This window comes from Robiginitalea sediminis (genome assembly GCF_002198115.1).
GTDB lineage: Bacteria > Bacteroidota > Bacteroidia > Flavobacteriales > Flavobacteriaceae > Robiginitalea > Robiginitalea sediminis.
On record NZ_NGNR01000001.1, the window covers coordinates 1,075,107 to 1,096,861 of the forward strand.

Annotated in this window: 18 protein-coding genes and 1 tRNA gene; 12 read left to right on the forward strand and 7 right to left on the reverse strand. The window is 56.4% G+C overall.

The genetic code is table 11. From position 1 onward, the window contains the following. The first annotated feature begins 3 nt into the window (after positions 1–3). Genes CA832_RS04815 through CA832_RS04835 form a run of 5 tightly spaced genes read left to right on the forward strand, consistent with a single transcriptional unit; the run spans position 4 to position 5,421 of the window. Positions 4–948: a TRAP transporter substrate-binding protein gene (locus CA832_RS04815; RefSeq protein WP_233131733.1), complete on the forward strand. Its 945-nt coding sequence runs from the start codon at positions 4–6 to the stop codon at positions 946–948. After that, positions 945–1,403 (forward strand): TRAP transporter small permease, encoded by a 459-nt coding sequence (locus CA832_RS04820; RefSeq protein WP_088340401.1) that lies wholly within the window; start codon positions 945–947, stop codon positions 1,401–1,403. The genes CA832_RS04815 and CA832_RS04820 overlap by 4 nt, the downstream gene beginning before the upstream one ends. Before the next feature lie 4 nt (positions 1,404–1,407). Then, positions 1,408–2,703, forward strand: a complete 1,296-nt coding sequence (locus tag CA832_RS04825; protein ID WP_088340402.1) for a TRAP transporter large permease — start codon at positions 1,408–1,410, stop codon at positions 2,701–2,703. Positions 2,704–2,721: 18 nt separating this feature from the next. Continuing rightward, positions 2,722–4,089, forward strand: a complete 1,368-nt coding sequence (locus CA832_RS04830; protein WP_088340403.1) for a 3-keto-disaccharide hydrolase — start codon at positions 2,722–2,724, stop codon at positions 4,087–4,089. 3 nt (positions 4,090–4,092) lie between these two features. Next, on the forward strand, positions 4,093–5,421 hold the full coding sequence (locus CA832_RS04835; protein WP_088340404.1) for a Gfo/Idh/MocA family protein: 1,329 nt from the start codon (positions 4,093–4,095) through the stop codon (positions 5,419–5,421). 13 nt (positions 5,422–5,434) lie between these two features. Here the strand turns inward: CA832_RS04835 and CA832_RS04840 are convergent, their stop codons facing one another. From CA832_RS04840 to CA832_RS04850, 3 genes are read right to left on the reverse strand one after another with little or no spacing between them, the layout of a single operon-like run. Then, entirely contained in the window at positions 5,435–6,271 is an 837-nt protein-coding gene (locus CA832_RS04840; protein ID WP_088340405.1) for a fumarylacetoacetate hydrolase family protein, read from the reverse strand. 10 nt (positions 6,272–6,281) lie between these two features. Next, positions 6,282–7,616, reverse strand: coding sequence for a GntP family permease (locus CA832_RS04845; protein WP_088340406.1), 1,335 nt, complete (start codon positions 7,614–7,616; stop codon positions 6,282–6,284). A 9-nt stretch (positions 7,617–7,625) separates the two neighbouring features. After that, on the reverse strand, positions 7,626–9,344 hold the full coding sequence (locus CA832_RS04850; protein WP_088340407.1) for an IlvD/Edd family dehydratase: 1,719 nt from the start codon (positions 9,342–9,344) through the stop codon (positions 7,626–7,628). A 236-nt stretch (positions 9,345–9,580) separates the two neighbouring features. Between CA832_RS04850 and CA832_RS04855 the strand changes: the two genes are divergently transcribed. From CA832_RS04855 to CA832_RS04865, 3 genes are all read left to right on the forward strand, one after another. Beyond that, positions 9,581–9,662: transfer RNA gene (locus tag CA832_RS04855), tRNA-Leu, on the forward strand. Between the two features lie 67 nt (positions 9,663–9,729). Beyond that, entirely contained in the window at positions 9,730–10,680 is a 951-nt protein-coding gene (locus CA832_RS04860; protein WP_088340408.1) for an L-threonylcarbamoyladenylate synthase, read from the forward strand. A gap of 44 nt (positions 10,681–10,724) precedes the next feature. Then, positions 10,725–11,588 (forward strand): hypothetical protein, encoded by an 864-nt coding sequence (locus tag CA832_RS04865; RefSeq protein WP_088340409.1) that lies wholly within the window; start codon positions 10,725–10,727, stop codon positions 11,586–11,588. A 67-nt stretch (positions 11,589–11,655) separates the two neighbouring features. On the opposite strand, the gene CA832_RS15260 is transcribed toward CA832_RS04865, so the two are convergent. The 4 genes from CA832_RS15260 to CA832_RS04900 form a co-directional block, all read right to left on the reverse strand. Further along, on the reverse strand, positions 11,656–11,784 hold the full coding sequence (locus CA832_RS15260) for a hypothetical protein (RefSeq protein ID WP_262502080.1): 129 nt from the start codon (positions 11,782–11,784) through the stop codon (positions 11,656–11,658). Positions 11,785–11,971: 187 nt separating this feature from the next. After that, positions 11,972–14,527, reverse strand: a complete 2,556-nt coding sequence (locus CA832_RS14995) for an Ig-like domain-containing protein (RefSeq protein ID WP_158211881.1) — start codon at positions 14,525–14,527, stop codon at positions 11,972–11,974. A gap of 307 nt (positions 14,528–14,834) precedes the next feature. Continuing rightward, positions 14,835–16,184 (reverse strand): sugar porter family MFS transporter, encoded by a 1,350-nt coding sequence (locus CA832_RS04890; protein WP_088340414.1) that lies wholly within the window; start codon positions 16,182–16,184, stop codon positions 14,835–14,837. Positions 16,185–16,489: 305 nt separating this feature from the next. Continuing rightward, on the reverse strand, positions 16,490–17,728 hold the full coding sequence (locus tag CA832_RS04900; protein WP_088340416.1) for a 3-deoxy-D-manno-octulosonic acid transferase: 1,239 nt from the start codon (positions 17,726–17,728) through the stop codon (positions 16,490–16,492). 94 nt (positions 17,729–17,822) lie between these two features. Here CA832_RS04900 and CA832_RS04905 point away from each other — a divergent pair, with 94 nt between their 5' ends. The 4 genes from CA832_RS04905 to CA832_RS04920 are packed head-to-tail and all read left to right on the forward strand — an operon-like array spanning position 17,823 to position 21,730. Continuing rightward, positions 17,823–18,983: a DegT/DnrJ/EryC1/StrS family aminotransferase gene (locus CA832_RS04905; RefSeq protein ID WP_088340417.1), complete on the forward strand. Its 1,161-nt coding sequence runs from the start codon at positions 17,823–17,825 to the stop codon at positions 18,981–18,983. Positions 18,984–19,010: 27 nt separating this feature from the next. Further along, entirely contained in the window at positions 19,011–20,030 is a 1,020-nt protein-coding gene (gene galE, locus CA832_RS04910; RefSeq protein WP_088340418.1) for a UDP-glucose 4-epimerase GalE, read from the forward strand. 25 nt (positions 20,031–20,055) lie between these two features. After that, on the forward strand, positions 20,056–21,333 hold the full coding sequence (locus CA832_RS04915) for a metal-dependent hydrolase family protein (protein WP_088340419.1): 1,278 nt from the start codon (positions 20,056–20,058) through the stop codon (positions 21,331–21,333). A 25-nt stretch (positions 21,334–21,358) separates the two neighbouring features. Next, on the forward strand, positions 21,359–21,730 hold the full coding sequence (locus tag CA832_RS04920; RefSeq protein WP_088340420.1) for a hypothetical protein: 372 nt from the start codon (positions 21,359–21,361) through the stop codon (positions 21,728–21,730). The last annotated feature ends 25 nt before the right edge of the window (positions 21,731–21,755 follow it).

Consider the following 21,755-nt stretch of genomic DNA (forward strand, 5'->3'; position numbering starts at 1 on the left):
GTATTGCTTCTGGTTTCGTGCCGGAACGAATCCTCCAGTACCACTATCCGCCTGGCCCATGGCCTGGACGTTACCCATTCGGTACACAAGGCCATGGTCTTTATGGGCGAAGACCTCCTGAAGCGTTCCGGGGGGCGTATGCGGTTGGAGATCTACCCCAACCAGCAACTCGGAAGCGAAAGGGAAATCCTGGAACTCCTCCAGATCGGGACCCTGGATATGACCAAGGTTTCGGTGGCCACCCTGGAGAATTTTGCGCCTAAAACCCGGATCCTCGGTTTACCCTATTTGTTCCGGGACCGCCCCCACGCCTTTGCCGTACTGGACGGGCCTATCGGGCAGGAACTGCTGGACGACGGGTTGCAGTACTGGCTCAGGGGCCTGGGATTCTACGATGCCGGATACCGTAGCTTTTATACCATGGACCGCCCGGTGGCCCACCCGGACGACCTGCAAGGGATGAAGGTACGCGTCATGGAAAGCGTTACCGCCATCAATATGGTCCGCAGCATGGGCGGGTCGCCAACGCCGATATCCTGGGGGGAGCTGTATACGGCCCTGCAACAGGGGGTGGTGGATGCCGCTGAGAACAACCCCCCGAGTTTTTACCTGGCCCGCCACTATGAGGTCTGTAAGTACTATGCCCTCGATGAGCACACCTTCTCCCCGGATGTCCTGATCGCAGGGACCCGATTCTGGGAGACCCTCACCCCGCAGCAACAGCAATGGGTCCGGGAGTCCGCCCGCCTGTCCATCGGGTACCAGCGGGAACTTTGGGCCCGGGCCGAGACTGAGGCCCTGGATGCCGTCCGCGACGCCGGGGTCACCATCACTACCCCGGATAAGGAGCCTTTTGCAGAGAAGTCCCGCGGGGCTTATGAGCTCTATGAATCGGACAGTACCCTTAACCGCCTTATCCGCCAAATCCAGAATACCCCTTCCCTATGACGTTCAGAGCGCGCGTAGACCGGATCCTGGCCGGCACCCTGGTGGTGCTGATGACCGCCATGTTCCTCAATGTCTTGTGGCAGGTTTTCAGCCGGTATGTACTTGGCGCCCCCAGTTCCTTTACCGACGAGCTGGCCAGGTACCTGATGATCTGGCTTGGGGTGCTCGGGGCAGCCTATGCCTCGGGCCAGCAGCTGCACGTGGCTATCCGTGTCCTGCCTGACAGGCTTTCGGAGAAGGGGCAGGCCCGCATGAACCGGGTCGTGCACTGGGTAGTCCTGGTCTTTTGCCTGTTCGGCCTGGTGCTGGGTGGTGCCAGGCTTGTCTACATCACCTATGTTTTGCAACAGTATTCCCCCGCACTGGGGGTACCCCTGGCCTATGTCTACCTGGTGCTGCCGTTGAGCGGGATACTCATCATCTATTACAAGGCGGAGGCCCTGCTAAAAACCTGAACCTATGGAATACATCCCCCTTCTGGTCCTGGTGCTGAGCTTTATCTGCCTGTTGGCAATTGGGACTCCTGTGGCATGGAGTATCGCCATTTCCGCAACCCTCACCATGCTGGTGAGCATCCCGGCCCTGCCAGCCCTTACAACCGTGGCCCAGCGTATGGCAGCGGGCCTCGACAGTTTTGCCCTGTTGGCCATCCCCTTCTTTGTGCTTTCCGGGGAGCTGATGAACCAGGGGGGGATTGCCCGCCGCTTAATCGCCTTTGCCAAAACCCTGGTGGGGGCGCTGCCCGGTGGGTTGGCGCTGATCAATATCATCTCGGCCATGCTCATGGGGGCTATTGCGGGTTCGGCCCTGGCCTCCGCCTCTGCCATGGGCAGCATGCTGGGCCCTGAAATGGAGAAACAGGGGTACGACCGGGAATTTGGTGCAGCGGTAAATATCACCTCTGCGACCACCGGGCTGGTGATCCCGCCCAGCAATATCCTTATCGTTTATTCCCTGGCCAGCGGGGGCGCCTCTATAGCCGCCCTTTTCCTGGCGGGTTACATCCCCGGGATCCTTACGGGATTCCTGCTTATGGTGGTGGCGGCACTCTGGGCCAGGCGCAAGGGGTATGGGGTAGGACGGCGCAGCCGTCTTTCGGAGGTATTGAAAACCTTTGTGGATGCCGTTCCCAGCCTGTTCCTGCTGGTTCTGGTCATCGGAGGGATTGTGGCCGGCATCTTCACCGCAACCGAGGCCTCTGCCATAGCCGTATTGTACAGCCTGGTTCTGGGGTGGATTTACCGGGAATACACCCCGGAGAAACTCAGGGCTATCGCCCTGAAGGCCTCCGCAACCACGGCCATAGTCATGTTGCTCATCGGGGCATCCATGTGTATGTCCTGGGTCCTGTCCTACCAGCATATCCCCCAGGGGATCAGCGATGGCCTCCTGGGGCTGACCGATAATAAGATTGCCATCCTGTTGCTGATTAACCTGATCCTGCTTTTGGTAGGGATATTTATGGATATGACCCCGGCGGTTTTGATTTTTACCCCTATCTTTTTGCCTGTGGTGACCCGGCTGGGGATTGATCCGGTGCATTTCGGCATTATCATGATCCTGAACCTCTGCATCGGTCTTTGTACCCCTCCTGTAGGCTCGGTGTTGTTCGTTGGGGTAGGTATTGCCCGGACCAGTATCGAAAAGGTGGTCCGGCCGCTGCTGCCACTGTTTCTGGCCATGATCGCAGCCCTTTTCCTGGTCACGTATTTTCCGGAACTCAGTCTTTGGCTACCCGGCTTGTTCGATTTATAAACAACATAACCTATACATATGAAAACACTACGCGTAATTGGTGGTCTGGCCCTGGCCCTGGCCCTTGGGTGCAGCCGTGCTCCACGGGACGAGGCACCCTGGCAGGACCTCTTCAACGGTAAGGATTTAAGCGGTTGGGAGCAACTGGGCGGCTCGGCCGAATACCTGGTGGAAGGGAACGAAATTGTGGGGCGCACGGTCCACGATTCCCCCAATTCCTTTTTGACTACCGGGCAGGAGTACTCCGATTTTATCCTGGAACTGGAATACCTGGTAGACACCACCATGAATTCCGGGATCCAGATCCGCAGCAACAGTTTCCCCTACTACCAGAATGGCCGGGTACACGGCTACCAGATTGAGATAGACCCTTCCGAGCGCAGCTGGAGCGGGGGCATTTACGACGAAGCCCGCAGGGGGTGGTTGGTCCCGATGGATGGAAACCCCGAAGCCCAGCAGGCGTTCCGCAGGACGGACTGGAACCATTACCGGATCGAAGCCATAGGGGATACCCTGAAAACATGGGTCAACGGGGTGCCTGCCGCCCACCTCATAGACGACAAAACCCGCACCGGCTTTATCGCCCTGCAGGTCCACAGCATATCGGAGGAGCAGCAAGCGGGTACAGAAATCCGCTGGCGCAACATCAGAATCCTCACCGACAGTCTCCACCGCTATTCAAAACCCACCCCGCTGGAGCCGGTACGAACGCTGAATGAACTGACGCGCACCGAAGCAGACCAGGGCTGGCAGCTCCTGTGGGACGGCAAGACCACCAAGGGGTGGCATGGCGCCCGCCTGGAAGGCTTTCCCCAGCAAGGTTGGACGGTTGAAAACGGCATCCTGACCGTCCTGGCTTCCGGAGGGGAGGAGTCGGCAGCCGGAGGCGATATTGTGACAGATGCCACCTATGGCGATTTCGAGCTTCGTGTCGATTTTAGGATAACCGAAGGGGCGAACAGCGGTATCAAATACTATGTGGATACCCAGCTCAATAAGGGAGAAGGATCGGCCATTGGCCTGGAATACCAGATCCTGGACGATGCCCGCCACCCGGATGCGAAACTCGGAAACCACGAGGGGAGCAGAACCCTGGCCTCCCTCTACGACCTCATCGCGGCAGATGCAGCCAAACCCGTCAACCCGATAGGGGCCTGGAACACCGCCTACATCCGTTCGGATAAGGGGCATGTGGAACACTGGCTCAATGGGGTAAAGGTCCTGGAATACGAGCGCGGGAGCGAGGCCTACCGACAACTGGTTGCCGAAAGCAAGTATAAGGTCTGGCCGGGATTCGGGGAGGCCGAAAGGGGGCATATCCTCCTGCAGGACCACGGAGACCGGGTCCAGTTCAGAAATATCAAAATCAAAACCCTAAACCCGTAGGATATGGAAACCCGCAGAAGCTTTATCAAGAAAACATCGGCCGGCTCAGCTGCCCTTGGCTTGTCCGCAGTGCTCTTCCCCAGTGCAGGCTATAGCCGGATCCTGGGCGCAAACGAAACCATTACCTGTGCGGTTATCGGCATCCGGAGCAGGGGAAAGGCCCATGTCATGGCCATCCACGCCTGTCCCGATACCTATATCAAATACAGCTGCGACGTAGACGACGTGATCCTGGAAGCGCACAACGCCTGGTGTGAGAAGCAGATTGGTGAGGTGCCCAAGGTGGAGAAGGACTTCCGTCGTATCCTGGACGACCCGGAGGTGGATGCGGTTTTTATCGCCACCCCGGAGCATTGGCATGCGCCCATGGCCATCGCGGCTCTTCAGGCGGGGAAGCACGTTTATGTGGAAAAGCCCTGCAGCCACAATCCACATGAGAATGAGCTGTTGGTGGCTGCCCAGAAGAAATACGGGAAGGTGGTGCAGATGGGTAACCAGCAGCGTTCGGCCGAAACCTCCATCCGGGCCATTAGCGACATCCGGGAAGGAGCCATAGGCACCGTTTTCAAAGGGGAGGCCTATTATTCCAACAACCGCGGATCCATTGGGAAGGGAACAGCCATGGAGGTGCCGTCCACGTTGGACTGGGAACTCTGGCAGGGACCAGCCCCCAGGACCGGCTACCGTTCCAATATCCACCCGTACAACTGGCACTGGTTCCGCCGCTGGGGCACGGGGGAAATCCACAATAACGGCACCCATGAAATCGACATCTGCCGGTGGGCACTCGGGGTTGACCTGCCGGAAACCGTTACCTCTTTCGGCGGTACGTATACCTACGACGACGACTGGGAATTTCCGGACAACCAGCAGGTAACCTACACCTTTGCCGAAGGAAAGTTCATTACCTGGACCGGGCACAGCCGGGGGTTGCTCAAGCCCGAACGCCCGGGCCGTGGCGTAACCCTTTACGGGGAGAAGGGAACCATTGAGCTGAGCCGGAATTTTTATAAACGCTACGACCTTGGGGGTAACCCCGTTGCCTTCTTTTTCGAGCGCAGTGCCAGTGAGACCACCGACACTCAGGGAATGGGCGGGCTGGATGTGTCCCACGTTTCGAATTTCTTCGATGCCATCCGCAGGGGCACCCCCCTAACCGCTCCCATTGCGGATGCCAGTATCTCCACCATGTTATGCCATCTGGGGAATATGGCCCAGGACGCCGGGCATACCCTCAAGGTGGATACTCAGAGCGGAAGGGTCCTCAATAGCCCGGAAGCCATGAAGTCCTGGAAGAGGGAATATGAAAAGGGCTGGGAACTGAAAATCTAGCCCCTGTTTCGGTTTAATCGGCAGCAACCGTATTGACCAGGGTCCCTATCGGAGGAATGGTAATCCGGATTTCATCCCCGGCCTGCAGCGTAAAGGCATTGGGAGGTACTACCCCGGTCCCGGTCATCAGCAGGCAGCCCTCCGGGAAGGTGAGTTCCCGGAAGAGCCAGGAGGCGAGCTCGTCAAAGCCACGCCTGATCTGGCCAAGGTCCGTGCTGCCTTCAAAGACAAGCTGGTCTGCCCGCCGGATGGCAATCCGTATTTCGGTTTCAACCGGCAGTGCCCCATCCGGCAGGTACAGACAGGGGCCCAGGGCTGCAGCCCCATCGTAGGTCTTCGCCTGAGGCAGGTAAAGCGGGTTTTCGCCTTCAATGCTCCGCGAACTCATATCATTGCCAATGGTATACCCCGTTATGCGACCTGTGGGGCTCAGTAACAGGGTTAGCTCCGGCTCTGGGACATCCCAACCGGAATCCCTCCGGATCCGCACATTTCCGCCGTGCCCGCTAACCCGGTAATAGGGGGCCTTAAAAAACAGCTCGGGCCGGCTGGCTTCGTATACCCGGTCGTAAAAGGTGCCTCCGCCGGCCTCCTTCGCTTCTTCCATCCGGGCGCTGCGTGACCGCATATAGGTAACCCCGCTGGCCCAGACCTCTTGTTTTCCTATTGGGGGCAAAAGCGATTGAGGTTGGTCCAATGGGTTGGGTGCAGGAGCAGAGTGGTCTATGGACTCCAGGGCGAGTTGCCTGGGGTTTTCGGACCGGGACAGTTCGTTCCAGGAAAGGTCGCTGGTGTAAAAGGTGCCTTCGAATTCCAGGATTGTTCCGTTTTGGGTGTGGTATGCTCGCATTGGGATGGGTTTAGAGGATGAAAAAACTCAGGAGACTGAGAACTGCCATGGCGCTCAGGCCAAGAACAGCCGTACCGGCGGTGTGCCCCAGATATCCGTTTCGGGTGTCGAGGCCGATGAGCTGGGTGGCAATCCAGAAAAAGCTGTCGTTCGCATGGGAGACCACGGCAGAACCTGCCCCAATGGCGATGACGGCGAGGGCCTTGGCTTCCGGAACCTCCAGGCCAAGCGGTCCCAACAAGGGGGCGATTATAGAAGCTGTGGTAATCAGGGCTACAGTGGAGGAACCCTGGGCCGATTTAATGGTAGCGGCAATCAGGAAGGGCAGCCAGATCCCCAGGGATGCCGATTGGACCTGAGCTCCCAGTAAATCCCTGATTCCGGCTTCCTGGAGTACTTTCCCGAAGGCGCCTCCGGCCCCGGTAATCAGGATAATGACCGCCGCTGAAGTAAGGGCTTCTCCCACCCAACCGGAAGTGCTTAACATTCGTTTCTCAAATTTTGCCGGCAATAACAGCGCGAATAAAAGACCTATTGCCAGCGCTGCTACCGGTGTCCCGCAAATGGCCAGTATGCCGGGGATCAGGCCACTGCCGAAGGGCTGGGAGGGAAGGGCGGCAACCGAATTCAACAGGATAAGGACTATGGGGATCAGGATGGGCAGGCTGGCTTTAAGGGCCCCTGGGGGTTGCTGGGCAGCTGCTTCTTCGGCTGCGGTTTCAGGGGTGCTTCCCGTCAGGCGTAGCCGGGGACCAATCCATTTGGCATACAGCACACAGGCAGCCAGGGCCAAGACACTGGTAACCAGCCCGAAGAGCATGACCTGCCCCAGGTCCGCCTCAAGAATGCCGGCTGCTGCAATGGGCCCGGGAGTAGGGGGTACCATGGTATGACTTGCTGTAAGGCCTAGTGCCAGAGCAATCCCGGCTCCGGCCAGGGGTACTCCTGCCTTTCGGCCCATGGCGCGTGCCAGGGGGTGCAGAATGATAAATCCGCTATCCGCATATACGGGGATAGACACGATGTATCCGACCAGTCCAAGGGCAGCATGGACGCGCCTTTCCCCGATCAGGCCCAGGACACGCCGGGCCAGGACGGCCGCCCCTCCGGATTTCTCCAGAAAGGTGCCGATAATAATCCCCAGGATAATCAAAAGGCCAATATTCCCGATTGTGGCCCCGAACCCTGCATTGATAATGGCCAGCACCTGGGGTACGGGCACCCCGCTAAGGACGCCGAAGCCAAAGGCCGCTGTGAGCAGGGACAGGATGGGGTGCCAGCGCAGCCGTGTGCCGGCCAGGATAATAAAGGCGATACTGAGAACAATGAGCAGGATTAAATACATCCGGGCAGGTTAATGGAGGTTGCGTGAAACGTCACTGCCGGACCCGCCCTTCAGAAAGCCGAAATCACAGCCCTTGTGCGCCTGCTCTACTTCCCGGATATACATGCTGGCATAGCCGCGCTGTGCTACCGGTGGTGGGGGCGTCCACTGCTCTTTTCGTTGGCGCAGTTCTTCCTCCGGCACACAAAGGGTAAGGGTTCTGGCGGGCACGTCCAGCTCTATCAGGTCCCCATTCCGGACCAGGGCGAGATTTCCGCCTATGGCAGATTCCGGTGCCACGTGTAGTACCACCGTGCCGTAAGCGGTTCCGCTCATGCGCCCGTCGGAGATCCGCACCATGTCGGTTACACCGGCCCGGATGAGTTTTTGCGGGAGGGCAAAATTGCCCACCTCGGGCATTCCCGGGTAGCCAACTGGGCCCACCCCTTGCAGTACCAGGACATCGTCCGGCTGGACATCCAGGTCCGGGTCGTCTATCCGCCTGTGGTAGTCCTCCACGGAGGTAAATACCACGGCGCGCCCCTTGTGTTTGAGCAGTGCCGGTGTTGCTGCTGCGGGCTTAATGACGGCTCCGTCCTCGCACAGGTTTCCCGTGAGCACGGCAATGCCTGCCTGCTCTTTTACGGGCGATTCCATCCGGGCGATCACCTCCCGGTTGTAACACGGGATACCGCTGTTGTTTTCTCTTAGGGTTTTCCCATTCACGGTAATGCAATCCATATGCAACTCCCCGGCTAATTCCTCGAGGATTACGGGCAAGCCCCCGGCGTAGTAATAGTCTTCCATCAGGTATTTCCCGGAAGGCATCAGGTTCAGCAAAAGGGGGAGGTTGCTGCCCAGCCGGTCGAAATCCGCCAGGTTGAGGTCAACCCCAATCCTGCCGGCAATGGCTGTGAGGTGAATGATGAGGTTGGTGGAGCCGCCCACTGCCGAATTTACCTTGATGGCATTCTCAAATGCCTTGCGCGTCAGTATCCGGGAGAGGTTCAGCCCTTCCTTAACCATCCCGACAATGCGGTTTCCGGATAAGTGGGCCATTACTTTTTTGCGTGCGTCCACGGCAGGTATGGCCGAGGCCCCCGGCAGGGTCAGTCCCAGGGCTTCTACCATGGTGGCCATGGTGGAAGCCGTTCCCATGGTCATGCAATGCCCGGCAGAACGGGACATGCACGATTCTGCCTCCAGGAATTCTTCCTGGGTTAGTGTTCCCGCTTTCCGTTGCTCGTCCAGTTGCCAGGTTGCGGTTCCGGAACCGATATCCCGTCCGCGGAATTTACCATTGAGCATGGGTCCCCCGGGAACCACGATGGTAGGCAGGTCCACACTGGCTGCCCCCATCAGGGTGGAGGGGGTGGTTTTATCGCATCCGGTAAGCAGTACAATCCCATCCAGCGGATTGGCCCGGATACTCTCCTCGGTATCCATGCTGACCAGGTTGCGCCAAAGCATGCTGGTTGGTTTCATAAGCGTTTCGCCAAAGGACATCACCGGGAATTCCAGGGGAAAGCCTCCTGCCTCATAAACGCCTCGTTTTACGATGTCGGCAAACTCCCTAAGGTGGGCATTACAGGGGGAGAGGTCGGACCATGTATTGCAGATTCCTATTACGGGTTTACCCCGGAACATATGATCCGGATGCCCCTGGTTCCGCATCCAGCTCCTATGGACGAAGCCCATTTTATCGTCCCGGCCGAACCATTCGGCGCTCCTAAGTTTTTTCTTCGTCATCCCAGCATTGGCTATGAGGCCTAAAGTGTTGCTCAAAGTGTGAATTCAACACGATACCTCTCTCTAAATATAGGTGAAATCTTTAATTGTCTACGGGCCCGGACAGGCGGCCGGGTGGAATGCATTAATGACGAAGGTAAAATCGAATAATTCTTTGTTCGCATATTCAAAAAACATTACATTTGTGCCCCGATTTAGAGAAATCTGGGCCGTTGGGAAAACAGTCCTTTCGGAATGCAGGTGTGGTGGAATTGGTAGACACGCTAGTTTCAGGTACTAGTGCCGCGAGGCTTGGGAGTTCGAGTCTCCCCACCTGTACAGAAGACCCATCCGGACGGATGGGTTTTTTTGTGGATACAATACAAGGGGTTTCCTTGGCTTGGGTATGAACGATATCAAAAAAGCGGCGCAATTGATCCGGGACGGAAAAGTGGTGGCTTTCCCCACGGAAACCGTCTATGGGTTGGGTGCCAATGCCCTGGATCCGATGGCAGTTGCCCGCATTTTTGAGCTTAAGGAGCGTCCTGCTTTCGATCCGTTGATTGTCCACGTTTCAGACCTGGAACAGCTTTACGGGCTTACTCCGGACAGGGACCCGCGAATTGCCCTCCTGGCGGAGGCCTTCTGGCCGGGGCCCCTTACCCTGGTCCTTGAAAAAACCAGCCATGTTCCGGATATAGTCACATCGGGCCTGCCAACGGTGGGCTTGAGGATGCCGGACCACCCGGTTGCCCAGGAACTGATCCGTAGGGCCGGTTGCCCCATTGCCGCGCCCAGCGCCAACAAGTTCGGCCGAATTAGCCCAACCGAAGCCTGGCATGTGAGTAAGAACCTGCCGGAGGCCGATTATGTTCTGGATGGCGGGCCTACCCGGGTGGGTATCGAATCGACCATTATAGGGTTGCGGCCAGACGGCTTTGTAATTCTGAGGCCCGGGGGAATTACCCGGGAAGACCTGCTTGGAATCATCCCGGAGTCCTCCGAAGCACCTGCCCCGGGTAGCCCCGAAGCACCGGGGATGCTGGCCTCCCATTACAGCCCTGCCAAACCTTTTTATCTTTACTCGGAGGCACTTGCAGGCCGGATAGACCCCTCCCGGGCGGGTTACATCCGCTACAGTGGAGAAATACCCCTGTCCTTTGCCCGTGTCATTACGCCCACACAGACCGCAGACCTGCGGGAATACGCCACCCGGATCTTCGGAGCCATGCATGAGCTGGAAGCATCGGATGTGGACGTTTTGGTTGCGCAACCGGTCCCGGAAAACGGAATCGGGATTGCCATTATGGACCGCCTGCGCAAAGCTGCCCACGATTGGGAAGCCGGAGCAGTATAATCCGCGGCCTTATTTGTACCTTCAACCCATAAACTTTTTCGGCCATGTTCCGATACCTCCTGACTACCTTGATGGTCCTATCCCTATCCGCTTCACTGTTTGCACAGGAAACGGTTACCCTCACTTTTGCATACCGGCCCGAGTCCGTCTATACTATGGAAATGACGAACCGGATATTAGGCACCATGGATGTGGAGGTGCCGGATTCCCTGCGGCAGGCCCTGGGCGGGAACCTCGACGGATTCCCTATGGAAATGGAAATGGTAAACCACATTCCCTCTACCATGACCACGGGTAAAAGGACCCCCAAGGGCACATTTCCGGTGCATCTGGCCTATGGTGAAATCCGCTCCTCCTCCGCGATGAACGGGGAAGCCATGGAAAGTGAGGAAAATCCCCTCTCCGGGATTTCGGTTTACGGCATCTTCACCAATGGCCGGTCTTTTACCCTGGATTCCCTTTCGGTGGACCAGCCCAACCCCATACTGGAACAGACCATGAAAGGTATCCTGGACCAGATGGAACGCTTCATGGTAATGCCACAGAAGCCCATTGCAGTGGGAGAGGATTTCACGGCCGAAGTGCCCATGGAGTTCCCCATGGCCGGGATGCAACCCATCGAAATGAAAATCCGGATGACCTACACCCTTACAGCGCTTCGCGATGGACGGGCGTACTTCGATTTGGATCAGCGTTTGGAGGCCCTAACCAGCCAGCAGCAGTTCCGGATGCGCGTGGAAGGGGTCGGGACCGGAACGGGCGTTTTCCAGGTAAAGAAAGGCTATTGGGAATCCATTCGCTCCCAGATCCCCATGGAAGTCGAAATCCTGATGGAGGGGGGCATCCGGTTTATTTCCCAAATGGAAACACAATCTACGGTAGTCACAACCCTGAAACCGGCCCAATAAAAAAGCCCCCAGCATTCCGGGGGCTTTTTTAGCTTCAGATTCGATCGATTCGAAGAAAAAAATCAGTTTAAAACACCCCGAGGGCAGCCAGAAGCAGGCACACAACCACGGCTCCCAGCACGAGGATTAGCAGGAGGACCATAACGCTCAGAAAACCGTTGAGCAGACGGGTCCCCATAGAAAGTGAACGTTCCATTTTCAATAGTATTTAGCACAAGATACTAAAAACCAGGTACAAGCGATTCGATATTCGACCAAAGGACCCCTGGGTGCCGAACTCTTCGATTAACGGGTCGGCTTCCCCGATAAGGCGTGGTAGCGTTCGAATTAAGACAAAAAAAAACTCCGGCATTTGCCGGAGTCCTTTTTGTATAATGCAGGGGTTATTTCTTGACCACAGGGACAGAGAAGGTGTGGACCCCATCTGTAAGGGTGAGGTAATAAATCCCTTCCTGGCTTTGCTCCAGACCCTTCAGGTAAAGTGAAGAGGTGTCTGACGCACTGGCGTTTTCCTTCACACCGTAGTCTACAATCTGACCGTTGGGTGCCATAAGCTGGTAGGCATAGGTAGACTGCAGGGGTACCGGGAGTTTCACCGTGACTTGCCCATCCGGAACCGGGTTGGGGTAAACCACGACCTTGGCCAGGTCCACAACCGTTTTGCCGGAATTGCTTCCCGACCCTACGGAGAAACTAACACTACGGCTTGCCAACTGAGTACCACTGGCATTGCCCCCGGAGTAGAAGGTGGCTGTCAGGGTATAATTCCCATCGGGCAAGTTAGTAGGGGCATAATCGCCATTCACATCCCCAAAGGCCGAATAAGGCGCTACACTTTCGATACGGTTGGAATTCAAGGCGCCGGATAGCTGGATGCGAACAGATGCTACACCGGCCACTGTGGTGGTTGCCTGGAAGTTCCTGGCCTCCCCGAACTGGATGTTAATGCCAGGCTCGACGGAGCGTACTACCTGGTCTGTGTTGGCGTTGATCAGGTTGAGGGTGACGTTATTGGCCGGGGGAGGTGTTCCATCTCCTCCGCCATCACCAGACCCGCCACCGCTTCCGGCAGAACCGCCTACGGTAATATTTACGGTGCTCTCGCCTTGGTTGCCGTTATTATCGGTTACCACTGCGCGTATAGTGTATGCTCCATTCTCTATATTCCTGATTACATGGGGCGTGTATCCGGAACCATCGGTATCGACCAGGGCCCCATTGACGAATATCTGGTGTCTGACCACACTGCCGTCGGAATCACTGGCTGCCAACTCGATGCGGACATCATTGCCGGCATTGAAGTTCTCACCATCTGCCGGGTTTGTAATGGCAACCACTGGGTCACCACTTCCACCTCCGGTGTCGCCTCCTCCGGTGTCGCCTCCGCCGGTGTCACCACCGCCAGTATCTCCGCCACCTGTATCACCGCCGCTGCCGCCAACTGTGATGGTTACGGTAGCTTCCGCAGTCGCGCCGTTGTTGTCTGTAACCAGCGCCCTGATGGCATAGGTTCCGGCTGCGATGTTTTCAATAACATGGGGTGTGTAGTTGGGTCCGTCCAAATCGACCCGGCTGCCGTTTACAAAAATCCGGTGCTGGGCAATGCTCCCATCTGAATCGGCAGCATCCAGTTCTACTCTCACATTGCTTCCAACCGCTACATTTTGACCATCGGAAGGGCTGGTAATACTTACACTGGGAGGGGTGTTGGAGCCATCGTTGCCCCCTCCGGTATCACCCCCTCCGGTATCACCCCCGCCAGTGTCTCCACCGCCAGTGTCTCCACCCCCGGTATCTCCACCGCCGGTATCGCCACCACCAGTGTCTCCACCTCCGGAGCCTCCGGCAGTGATGTTCACTGTAGCTTCTGCTGTAGCCCCGTTATTATCCACAACCACAGCCCTAATAGTATACGCTCCTGCAGTTATGTTTTCGATAACATGTGGGGTATAGGTTGATCCATCCAGATCCACCCGGGTGCCATTGACGAAAATCCTGTGTTGGGCAATGGTGCCATCGGAATCACTAGCGTTCAGGTCGATACGAACGTTGCTGCCTGCAGCTACATTCTGCCCATCTGCCGGACTTGTTATACTAACGGAAGGGGGGGTATTCGGGCCGTCGTTGCCGCCGGAACCTCCACCGCCGGTATCACCGCCTCCGGTGCCACCTCCGCCGGTATCACCACCTCCGGTGCCTCCACCGCCGGTATCTCCGCCGCCGGTATCACCGCCTCCGCCTCCGTCTGGGGGTGGGTTGTTGGTACCGCCACAACGGGTTTCAGCAAGGTTGTTACTACGTGCTGCGTTATCGCTCCACTGGCTTTCCTTATACATCACGATTTTATCGATCTGGTGTCCCCGTGAACGGGCAGAAAGTTGGATGGTGTAATTTCCGGCGCTGTTAAATCGGGCATAAATGTTGTGCCCATTGAAGTCGCTGGTCCGGGTAGACCAGGTCCAACTGGTGGTTCCGCTAAGGAAAACCTTAAACCAGCCACCAGCTCCCGCTCCATTCGGGTTCGGGGTTTTTCCAGAACCTTTGGGGTAGAGAATACTGCTACCGTTCTGCGCAAAAAAATCTGCGGCATCCGGAATTCGCAGCCAGGTATCATTGTGCTCTGTAGAGACGTCGCCGATTCCTACGCGGCTTCTCCAAGTGAAACGATAGGTCCCGGGGGAGTTTATGCGCACCGTATAATTGATGACACCATTCCCGGGGTTATTGAAATAATCCGATCCGTTCCATACGATGTAACCGCTTCCTGTAAAACCGGAAGCGGAGCTCTGCCGCTGCCAGGAACCGCTGAGGTTCCCGGACTCGGCCTGAATGACTACAATGCCATTTTCCTCTTCGAAGGTTGCACCGTTACACTGGGCGCGTCCCTGGAGGGAAAATAACAAGGTTAGTGCAAGCAAAAGGGTAATTTTCACTTTCATTTAAAATAGTGTTAGTGGGGTTCAAAGAATTGATTGTATGTACTAAACTCATTAGTTCAAACATCAGTGGGGTATTCTAATGTCGACTATTTAAATGCGTGTTCGGGGGGAACGATATGGAAACGCATTTGGAGGTATATACGACCAAAAGTGCGTTTTTGTCTACGAACAGCAAAAAAAAGGAATAAACTCTGGAAAAACAAATGGTCTTCCCGAAATAATGAATTGATAATAAAAGTTTTACCCTCCGATTACGAAAGGATGGCCGTATGCCCTACAAAAAGCTGTAAGAACGGCCTTGGCGTCTTTAGGATTTTCCGGACAGCCGCTTGCCCAGTTCTTCGAGGGACACCCCTTTGGTCTCCGGCATCCGGAATACCACCCAGAGCAATTGCAGGACCATCATGGTGGAAAAGAAGGCAAAAATAGGCCAGGGGTTCTCCCCGAATATCCCTTTCTCGGCATCCAGGAATATGGGTGTTACCAGAGTAATCAGGGCCGCGAACACCCAATGGGTCCCGGTGCCCCAGGATTGCCCGTATGCCCTTACTTTGTTGGGGAAGATTTCCGAGATAAAGACCCAGATCACAGCGCCCTGCCCCACGGCATGGGACGCGATAAAAACCAAGACGAATACCAGCAGGAGTGTTGACCCTGCCCCGCTGTAGAAACACCAGCCCACCATCGCCAGGCTGATAATATATCCTACCGAGCCTACCAGCATGAGTTGACGGCGGCCCAGCTGGTCAATAAGCCGTACCCCTACCAGGGTAAAGACCAGATTGATGATCCCGATGGAGATCGAATTAAACAGGGATTCACTGGAGGCCAGGCCTGCCCGCTCCAGGATTTCCGGGGCGTAGTACAGCACGAAATTGATTCCGCTAAGCTGGTTGAAAAACGCAATCAGAAATGCGAGTGTCAGGGGTTTTCGGAAGGTTTTGGAAAATAATCGCACCTGACCAGGGTCCTTCCCTGCCGCCTGTTGTACCTCCAGAACTTCCTTCTGTGCAGCTTCTTCGCTGAAGCCAATATGGCGCAGGATACGAAGGGATTCCTCGATGTTCCCCTTAGTAGCCAGGATCCACCTGGGGCTATTGGGGATTTTCAATACCATAAGGGTGTAGATCGCTGCAGGTATGGCCTCCACCCCCAGCATCCAACGCCAGTCATTGGCTCCTCCAACCCCTTTCAGGAGGTAGTTGGAGATAAAGGCTATGAAAATCCCGAAGACGATATTAAACTGGTACATGGCGGTAAGCCTGCCCCGGTTTTCCGAAGAGGAGATCTCAGAGATATAGATAGGGGCAGCAACCGATGATGCCCCCACGCCCAGCCCGCCTATGAAACGGAAAAAGGAAAAGATATAGGGGCCGGAAGCAAGCGCAGAGCCCACAGCGGAAACGGTATAGAGGACCCCTATCCAGAAAAGTGTTTTTTTCCTACCCAGGATGTTGGATGGAATCCCGCCAAAAATAGAACCGATTACCGTGCCCCAAAGGGCCATGGACATGATAAAGGTGCCGTGGAACCAGGGGCTGGTATTCCAGAGTTCCTTAATAGGGAGGTTGGCGCCGCTGATCACCACAGTGTCGAACCCGAACAGGAAACCGGCCAATGCGGCCGTTAGGGAAATGCGGAGGATTTTGGATTGCATGGCCGCTGAAAGGTTGGTCAGTTGGGATAAACATAAGAAAAAATGACCATTTCAATACGGCCTCAGGGATGTTTGGCGATTGCCAGTACGGGTAAAAGGGTATCGCGGTTTCTGGCCTTCCTATCCGGAGTGTCTCCTGGGATTGGGGTGCGCAGGCCAGCCGTATCAGGGAAGGACCTTTCAGGATAAGATTCCCGCCCGCGGGTGCCAGGCCTCCCGGAGTTATCCAGGCAGCCGGTCAGCATCAAGAGGAAACTGGCCAGGCAAAGGGCAAGGCAGGTAGGAGGTGTCATAGCAAAGGGGCTCTATACTAACGTACGGACCCCCTGGGTAATCTGGATGCTGGCACCTGTGTTTTCTTCCACATATCGGCGGTTGATGGCCCCGATTCTTTGGCGTTCTTCTCCGTCTTCCAACAGGGGAAGTATGGCCTCCCGAAAGGATTGGGCATCCGATACGGGAAGGATTCCACCCTCCCGGACCAGGTCGCAGGCTTCCCGGAATTTGTCGAACCGGGGTCCTATCAGGATGGGAATCCCGAATACGGCCGGTTCCAGGGTATTGTGCAGGCCTGTCCTAAACCCGCCCCCAACATAGGCTACGGCAGCGTAGTCATAGACCTTGGTGAGCAGCCCTATGGTATCCAGGATCAGGACATCGGCGCGCTCCAGATCCTCCTGGGTAGCGCTGCTGAAGCGAATTGTTTTTGCCTGAAGTCTGGTTTCCAGGTGCTCTATATGCGATGCGCCCACCTGGTGGGGTGCAACCACGGCGCAAACCCCTTTGGGGAGGTGGTTGTTCAGGAAGGGGACGATGACTTCCTCGTCCTCTGCCCAGGTACTTCCGGCCACCAGGCAAATGCGGTTGCCCGCAAAGCGGTCCATGAAATCGAGCCGGTTGTCCTGCCCGGCGATTACCGAAACCCTATCCAAACGCGTGTCCCCGGCAATCCGGGCATCGGGCAACCCTATTCCACTTAGCAAGTCAATAGAGGCTTGGTCCTGTACGTAGACCAGCGATACCTTTTTCAGGCTTTTGCGCAACAAACCGCCGTACCATCTGAAGTAGGCCTGATCCGGACGGAACAATGCCGAAAACATGACAATGGGGGTTTGGTTCCTACCCAGTTCGCGGAAAAGGTTGGGCCATACCTCGTATTTGACAAACAGGGCGATCTCCGGGCTTACCTTATCGAGGAACCGGCGGGCATTTCGGGCGGTATCAAGTGGGAGGTAGCATACGGCCACTCCGGGAAGCTTGTCTTTTTTGATTTCATACCCCGAGGGGGAAAAGAAGGTCACGAGGAACTGGTGGCCGGGATAGGCTTCCCGGAGGTGTTCCAGCACGGGAAGCCCCTGTTCAAATTCGCCCAGGGAGGCCGTATGCATCCAAATACGGGGTTTGCCGGGTTCCAAGTATGTTTCCAGGTAGTGCCAGACCTGCTTCCGGCCATTCAGGAAGGACCGGAGCTTAGGCTTGAACAGGGCAAGGACAGGAAGCAGCAGGCCTGCGATCCGGACCAGCAGATCATAGAGGAAATACACCTGTAGAAGGGTTTTCGGCTAAATTACGGTTCTTTGAGAAATCCGTTGACGAGGGCCCTGTATTTTTGTATGTTTGTCTGAGAAACGTCCCTTCATGCGCAAAATTCAGATGGTCGACCTGATTGGCCAGTATGCGGATATCCGGGAGGATGTCCAGGAGGCCTTCGACCGCATCCTCCAGTCTGCAGCCTTCATCAATGGGCCCGAAGTGGCCGCTTTTCAAAAGGACCTCGAAACGTATCTGGGCGTCAAGCACGTCATACCCTGTGCCAACGGCACGGATGCCCTTCAGATCGCTATGATGGGCCTGGGCCTGAAGCCCGGTGATGAGGTCATCACCGCCGATTTTACATTTGCTGCCACGGTAGAGGTAATTGGGCTGCTGCAGCTTACCCCTGTGCTGGTCGATGTGGACCCCCACCATTTCAATATCGACCCGGAAGCTATTGAGCGCGCCATTACCCCACGAACAAAGGCCATAGTGCCCGTGCACTTGTTTGGCCAATGCGCCGACATGGAACGGATTATGGAGATTGCGCGCAAGCACGACCTCTTTGTTATAGAAGACAATGCCCAGGCCATTGGCGCGAATTACCAGTTCTCGGATGGGAGTCGTAAAAAGGCCGGCACAATTGGTCATGTTGGGGCGACCTCCTTCTTCCCCTCCAAAAACCTGGGGGCCTACGGAGACGGTGGCGCCATTTTCACCGACAATGACGACCTGGCCCATACCATTCGCGGGATTGTTAACCACGGGATGTACGAGCGCTATTATCACGATGTCATTGGAGTCAATTCCCGGCTGGACTCCCTGCAGGCCGCTGTCTTGCGGGCCAAACTTCCACACCTGGACCGGTACTGCGACCGGAGGCGTGAGGCAGCCCGGTACTACAGCAGGGCTTTTGAGGGTCATCCGATGCTGACAGTCCCCGAGACGGTGCGTTCCTGTTCGGGTATTTGCGAAACCTGCGACTGCCATGTGTTCCACCAGTACACCCTCCGCGTAGGGGGAGGCAAGCGGGATGCCCTCGCCCAGCACCTGGGCAGCAATGGGATTCCCTATGGCATCTACTACCCTGTACCGCTTCACCGTCAAAAAGCCTATACAGACCCGAGGTTCAGGGAATCGGATTACCCGGTTACCAACCAGTTGTCCGAAGAGGTACTATCCCTTCCCATGCATACGGAACTGGATAAAGAACAATTGGAATATATCACCAAAACCGTACTGGCCTTCCTCAATGGGGAAGATTGACCGGCGGCGGTTCTCAACGTTTGATCTATGAAAATACTTGTTACCGGGGGCCTTGGTTTTATCGGCTCCCACACCGCTGTTGAATTACAACAGGCCGGATTTGAGGTAGTTATTATCGATAACTGTTCCAACGCCTCGGAATCCGTTTTGGACGGAATTGAAGGCATTACCGGGAAGCGTCCGGAGTTTGTAAAAATGGACCTGCGGGATAAGGCTGCCGTGGAGGATTTCTTCAGCCAGCACCCAGAAGTGGACGGGGTCATCCACTTTGCGGCATCCAAAGCCGTAGGTGAAAGCGTGGAGAAACCCTTGCTCTATTACGAGAATAATCTGGGCACCCTGGTGTACTTACTAGGCCAGCTTTCGACCCGGCCTAAGGCCCACTTTATTTTCAGCTCCTCCTGTACGGTTTACGGGCAGGCGGAGAAAATGCCCATTACGGAAGACGCCCCTGTACAGCCTGCCGAATCGCCCTACGGGAACACCAAGCAGGTAGGGGAGGAGATCATTCGGGACACCTGTAAGGTTACGGAGCATTTGCAGGCGATCGCCCTGCGCTATTTCAACCCGATCGGGGCACATCCTTCCACCGAGATCGGCGAACTCCCCCTGGGGGTGCCGCAAAACCTGGTGCCCTTTATCACCCAGACCGCTGCGGGTATCCGGAAGGAACTCTCGGTCTTCGGGGACGACTACCCCACGCCCGATGGGACCTGTATCCGCGACTATATCCATGTGGTGGACCTGGCACGGGCGCATGTGGTGGCCCTGCAGCGGTTACTGGAGGGAAAAAACAAGGCCAATTACGAAGTATTCAATATCGGGACGGGAACCGGGAGTTCGGTCCTGGAGGTTATCCGCAGTTTTGAACGGGTTTCCGGAAAACCCCTGAATTATAAGATAGTTGGCCGTCGTGCCGGGGATGTCATTTCGGCCTATGCCGATACCATGCACGCCAACCAGGAACTCGGATGGAAGGCGGAGTCTACCCTGGACGACGCCATGCGCTCGGCCTGGGATTGGGAAAAGAAAATACGCGGACTGTAGCCCCTAATTATAAACACCGACAATAATGAAAAAAGCACTTCTTTTTGCAGCCCTTCTGGCCAGCAGCCTCTATGGGTTTTCCCAAAAGCAATACCTGCAATGCGGGGCGATCCTGGATATGGAAACCGGCCGGTTGCAACCCGGGGTAACCCTGGTGGTGGAAGGAAACGAGATCCGTGAGCTGCTTAAAGGCTACCAGTCCGGAACCGATTCGGACGCGGTGGTAGACCTAAAGGATTACACCGTACTCCCGGGTCTCATCGACATGCATGTGCATATCGAAAGCGAATCGAGCCCGCAATCCTATATCAAACGCCTCACCATGAACCCCGCGGATATCGCCTACGAGGCTGCGGTCTATGCCGAACGGACGCTTATGGCCGGGTTTACCACGGTCCGGGATCTGGGCGGCAGCGGGGTGAATATCGCCCTGCGGAAAGCGGTGGATAAAGGCCTTGTGCCCGGCCCCAGGATTTATACCGCAGGGAAATCCATTGCCACCACCGGGGGTCATGCGGACCCCACAAACGGCCGCCGCCTGGACGAAATGGGGAACCCGGGGCCCGGGGAAGGGGTTGTAAACTCCCCCGAGGACGGACGGCAGGCAGTACGCCAGCGCTATAAGGAGGGGTCGGATGTGATCAAGATAACCGCAACCGGGGGCGTCCTGAGTGTGGCCAAAAACGGGCAGAACCCCCAGTTTACCATAGAAGAAATCCGGGCCATAACCGAGACTGCCAAAGACTACGGGATGCTGACTGCTGCCCATGCCCATGGGGACGAAGGGATGCAGCGGGCTATCAAGGGCGGGATCCGCACCATTGAACACGGGACGCTTATGAGCGAGGAAACCATGGCTTTGATGAAAGAGTACGGGGTCTATATGGTACCTACCATCTCCGCTGGTAAAGAGGCCGCCCGCCTGGCGGATGTTCCGGGGTATTTTCCGGAAGTTGTGGCTATCAAAGCCCGGGAGATCGGCCCCCAGATCCAGAATACCTTCTCCAGGGCCTACAAAAAGGGAGTGCCCATTGCCTTTGGCACCGATGCCGGGGTGTTTAAGCACGGTACGAATGCCCAGGAATTCGGGTATATGGTTGAGGCTGGGATGCCGGCTGTGGAAGCCCTGCAGGCTGCAACCCTTACCAATGCCTCATTGCTGGGAATGGGTCAGCGCCTCGGTCAACTCAAGGCGGGCTTCCTGGCGGACATCATAGCGGTCCCGGGCAACCCCCTGGAGGATGTCGGCACGCTTATGGATGTGCGTTTTGTAATGAAGGACGGCAGGATCTTCAAGCAGTAGCCCAGTTGTTTTAATGCCCGGACCCATGGGGCCGAACACCCTTCGATGTATTGAAATCCTGGAATCCGCCCGACAAGCAGGGTTGGAATCGGACCTGAAGGGTCAGGTCGTCAAGGATTTTCAACGAGCAGGCCTGAATGTTCCGCGGGCGCTGGGGACAGGTTCCGATACCCAATGGGCCCTGGAACTGCGGGAGGCCTTATACCGGATCCTGATGGAGCGCACTTCGTCCTACCTGAACCTGATGTATGCTGCCGGCGTGCCGGAAAAGGCCTTTAAGGGCATCCCATTAACAGACCCGGTGGAGGTCGCCGATGCAGCGGCCTGCCTGTTGCTCTCCAGGGAGTGGGAGAAAGTATGCCTGAGAAAGCGATACAAGAAGGGTCCCGGGGAATAGGGCGGCGGCAAAGCCTTCATTTGCT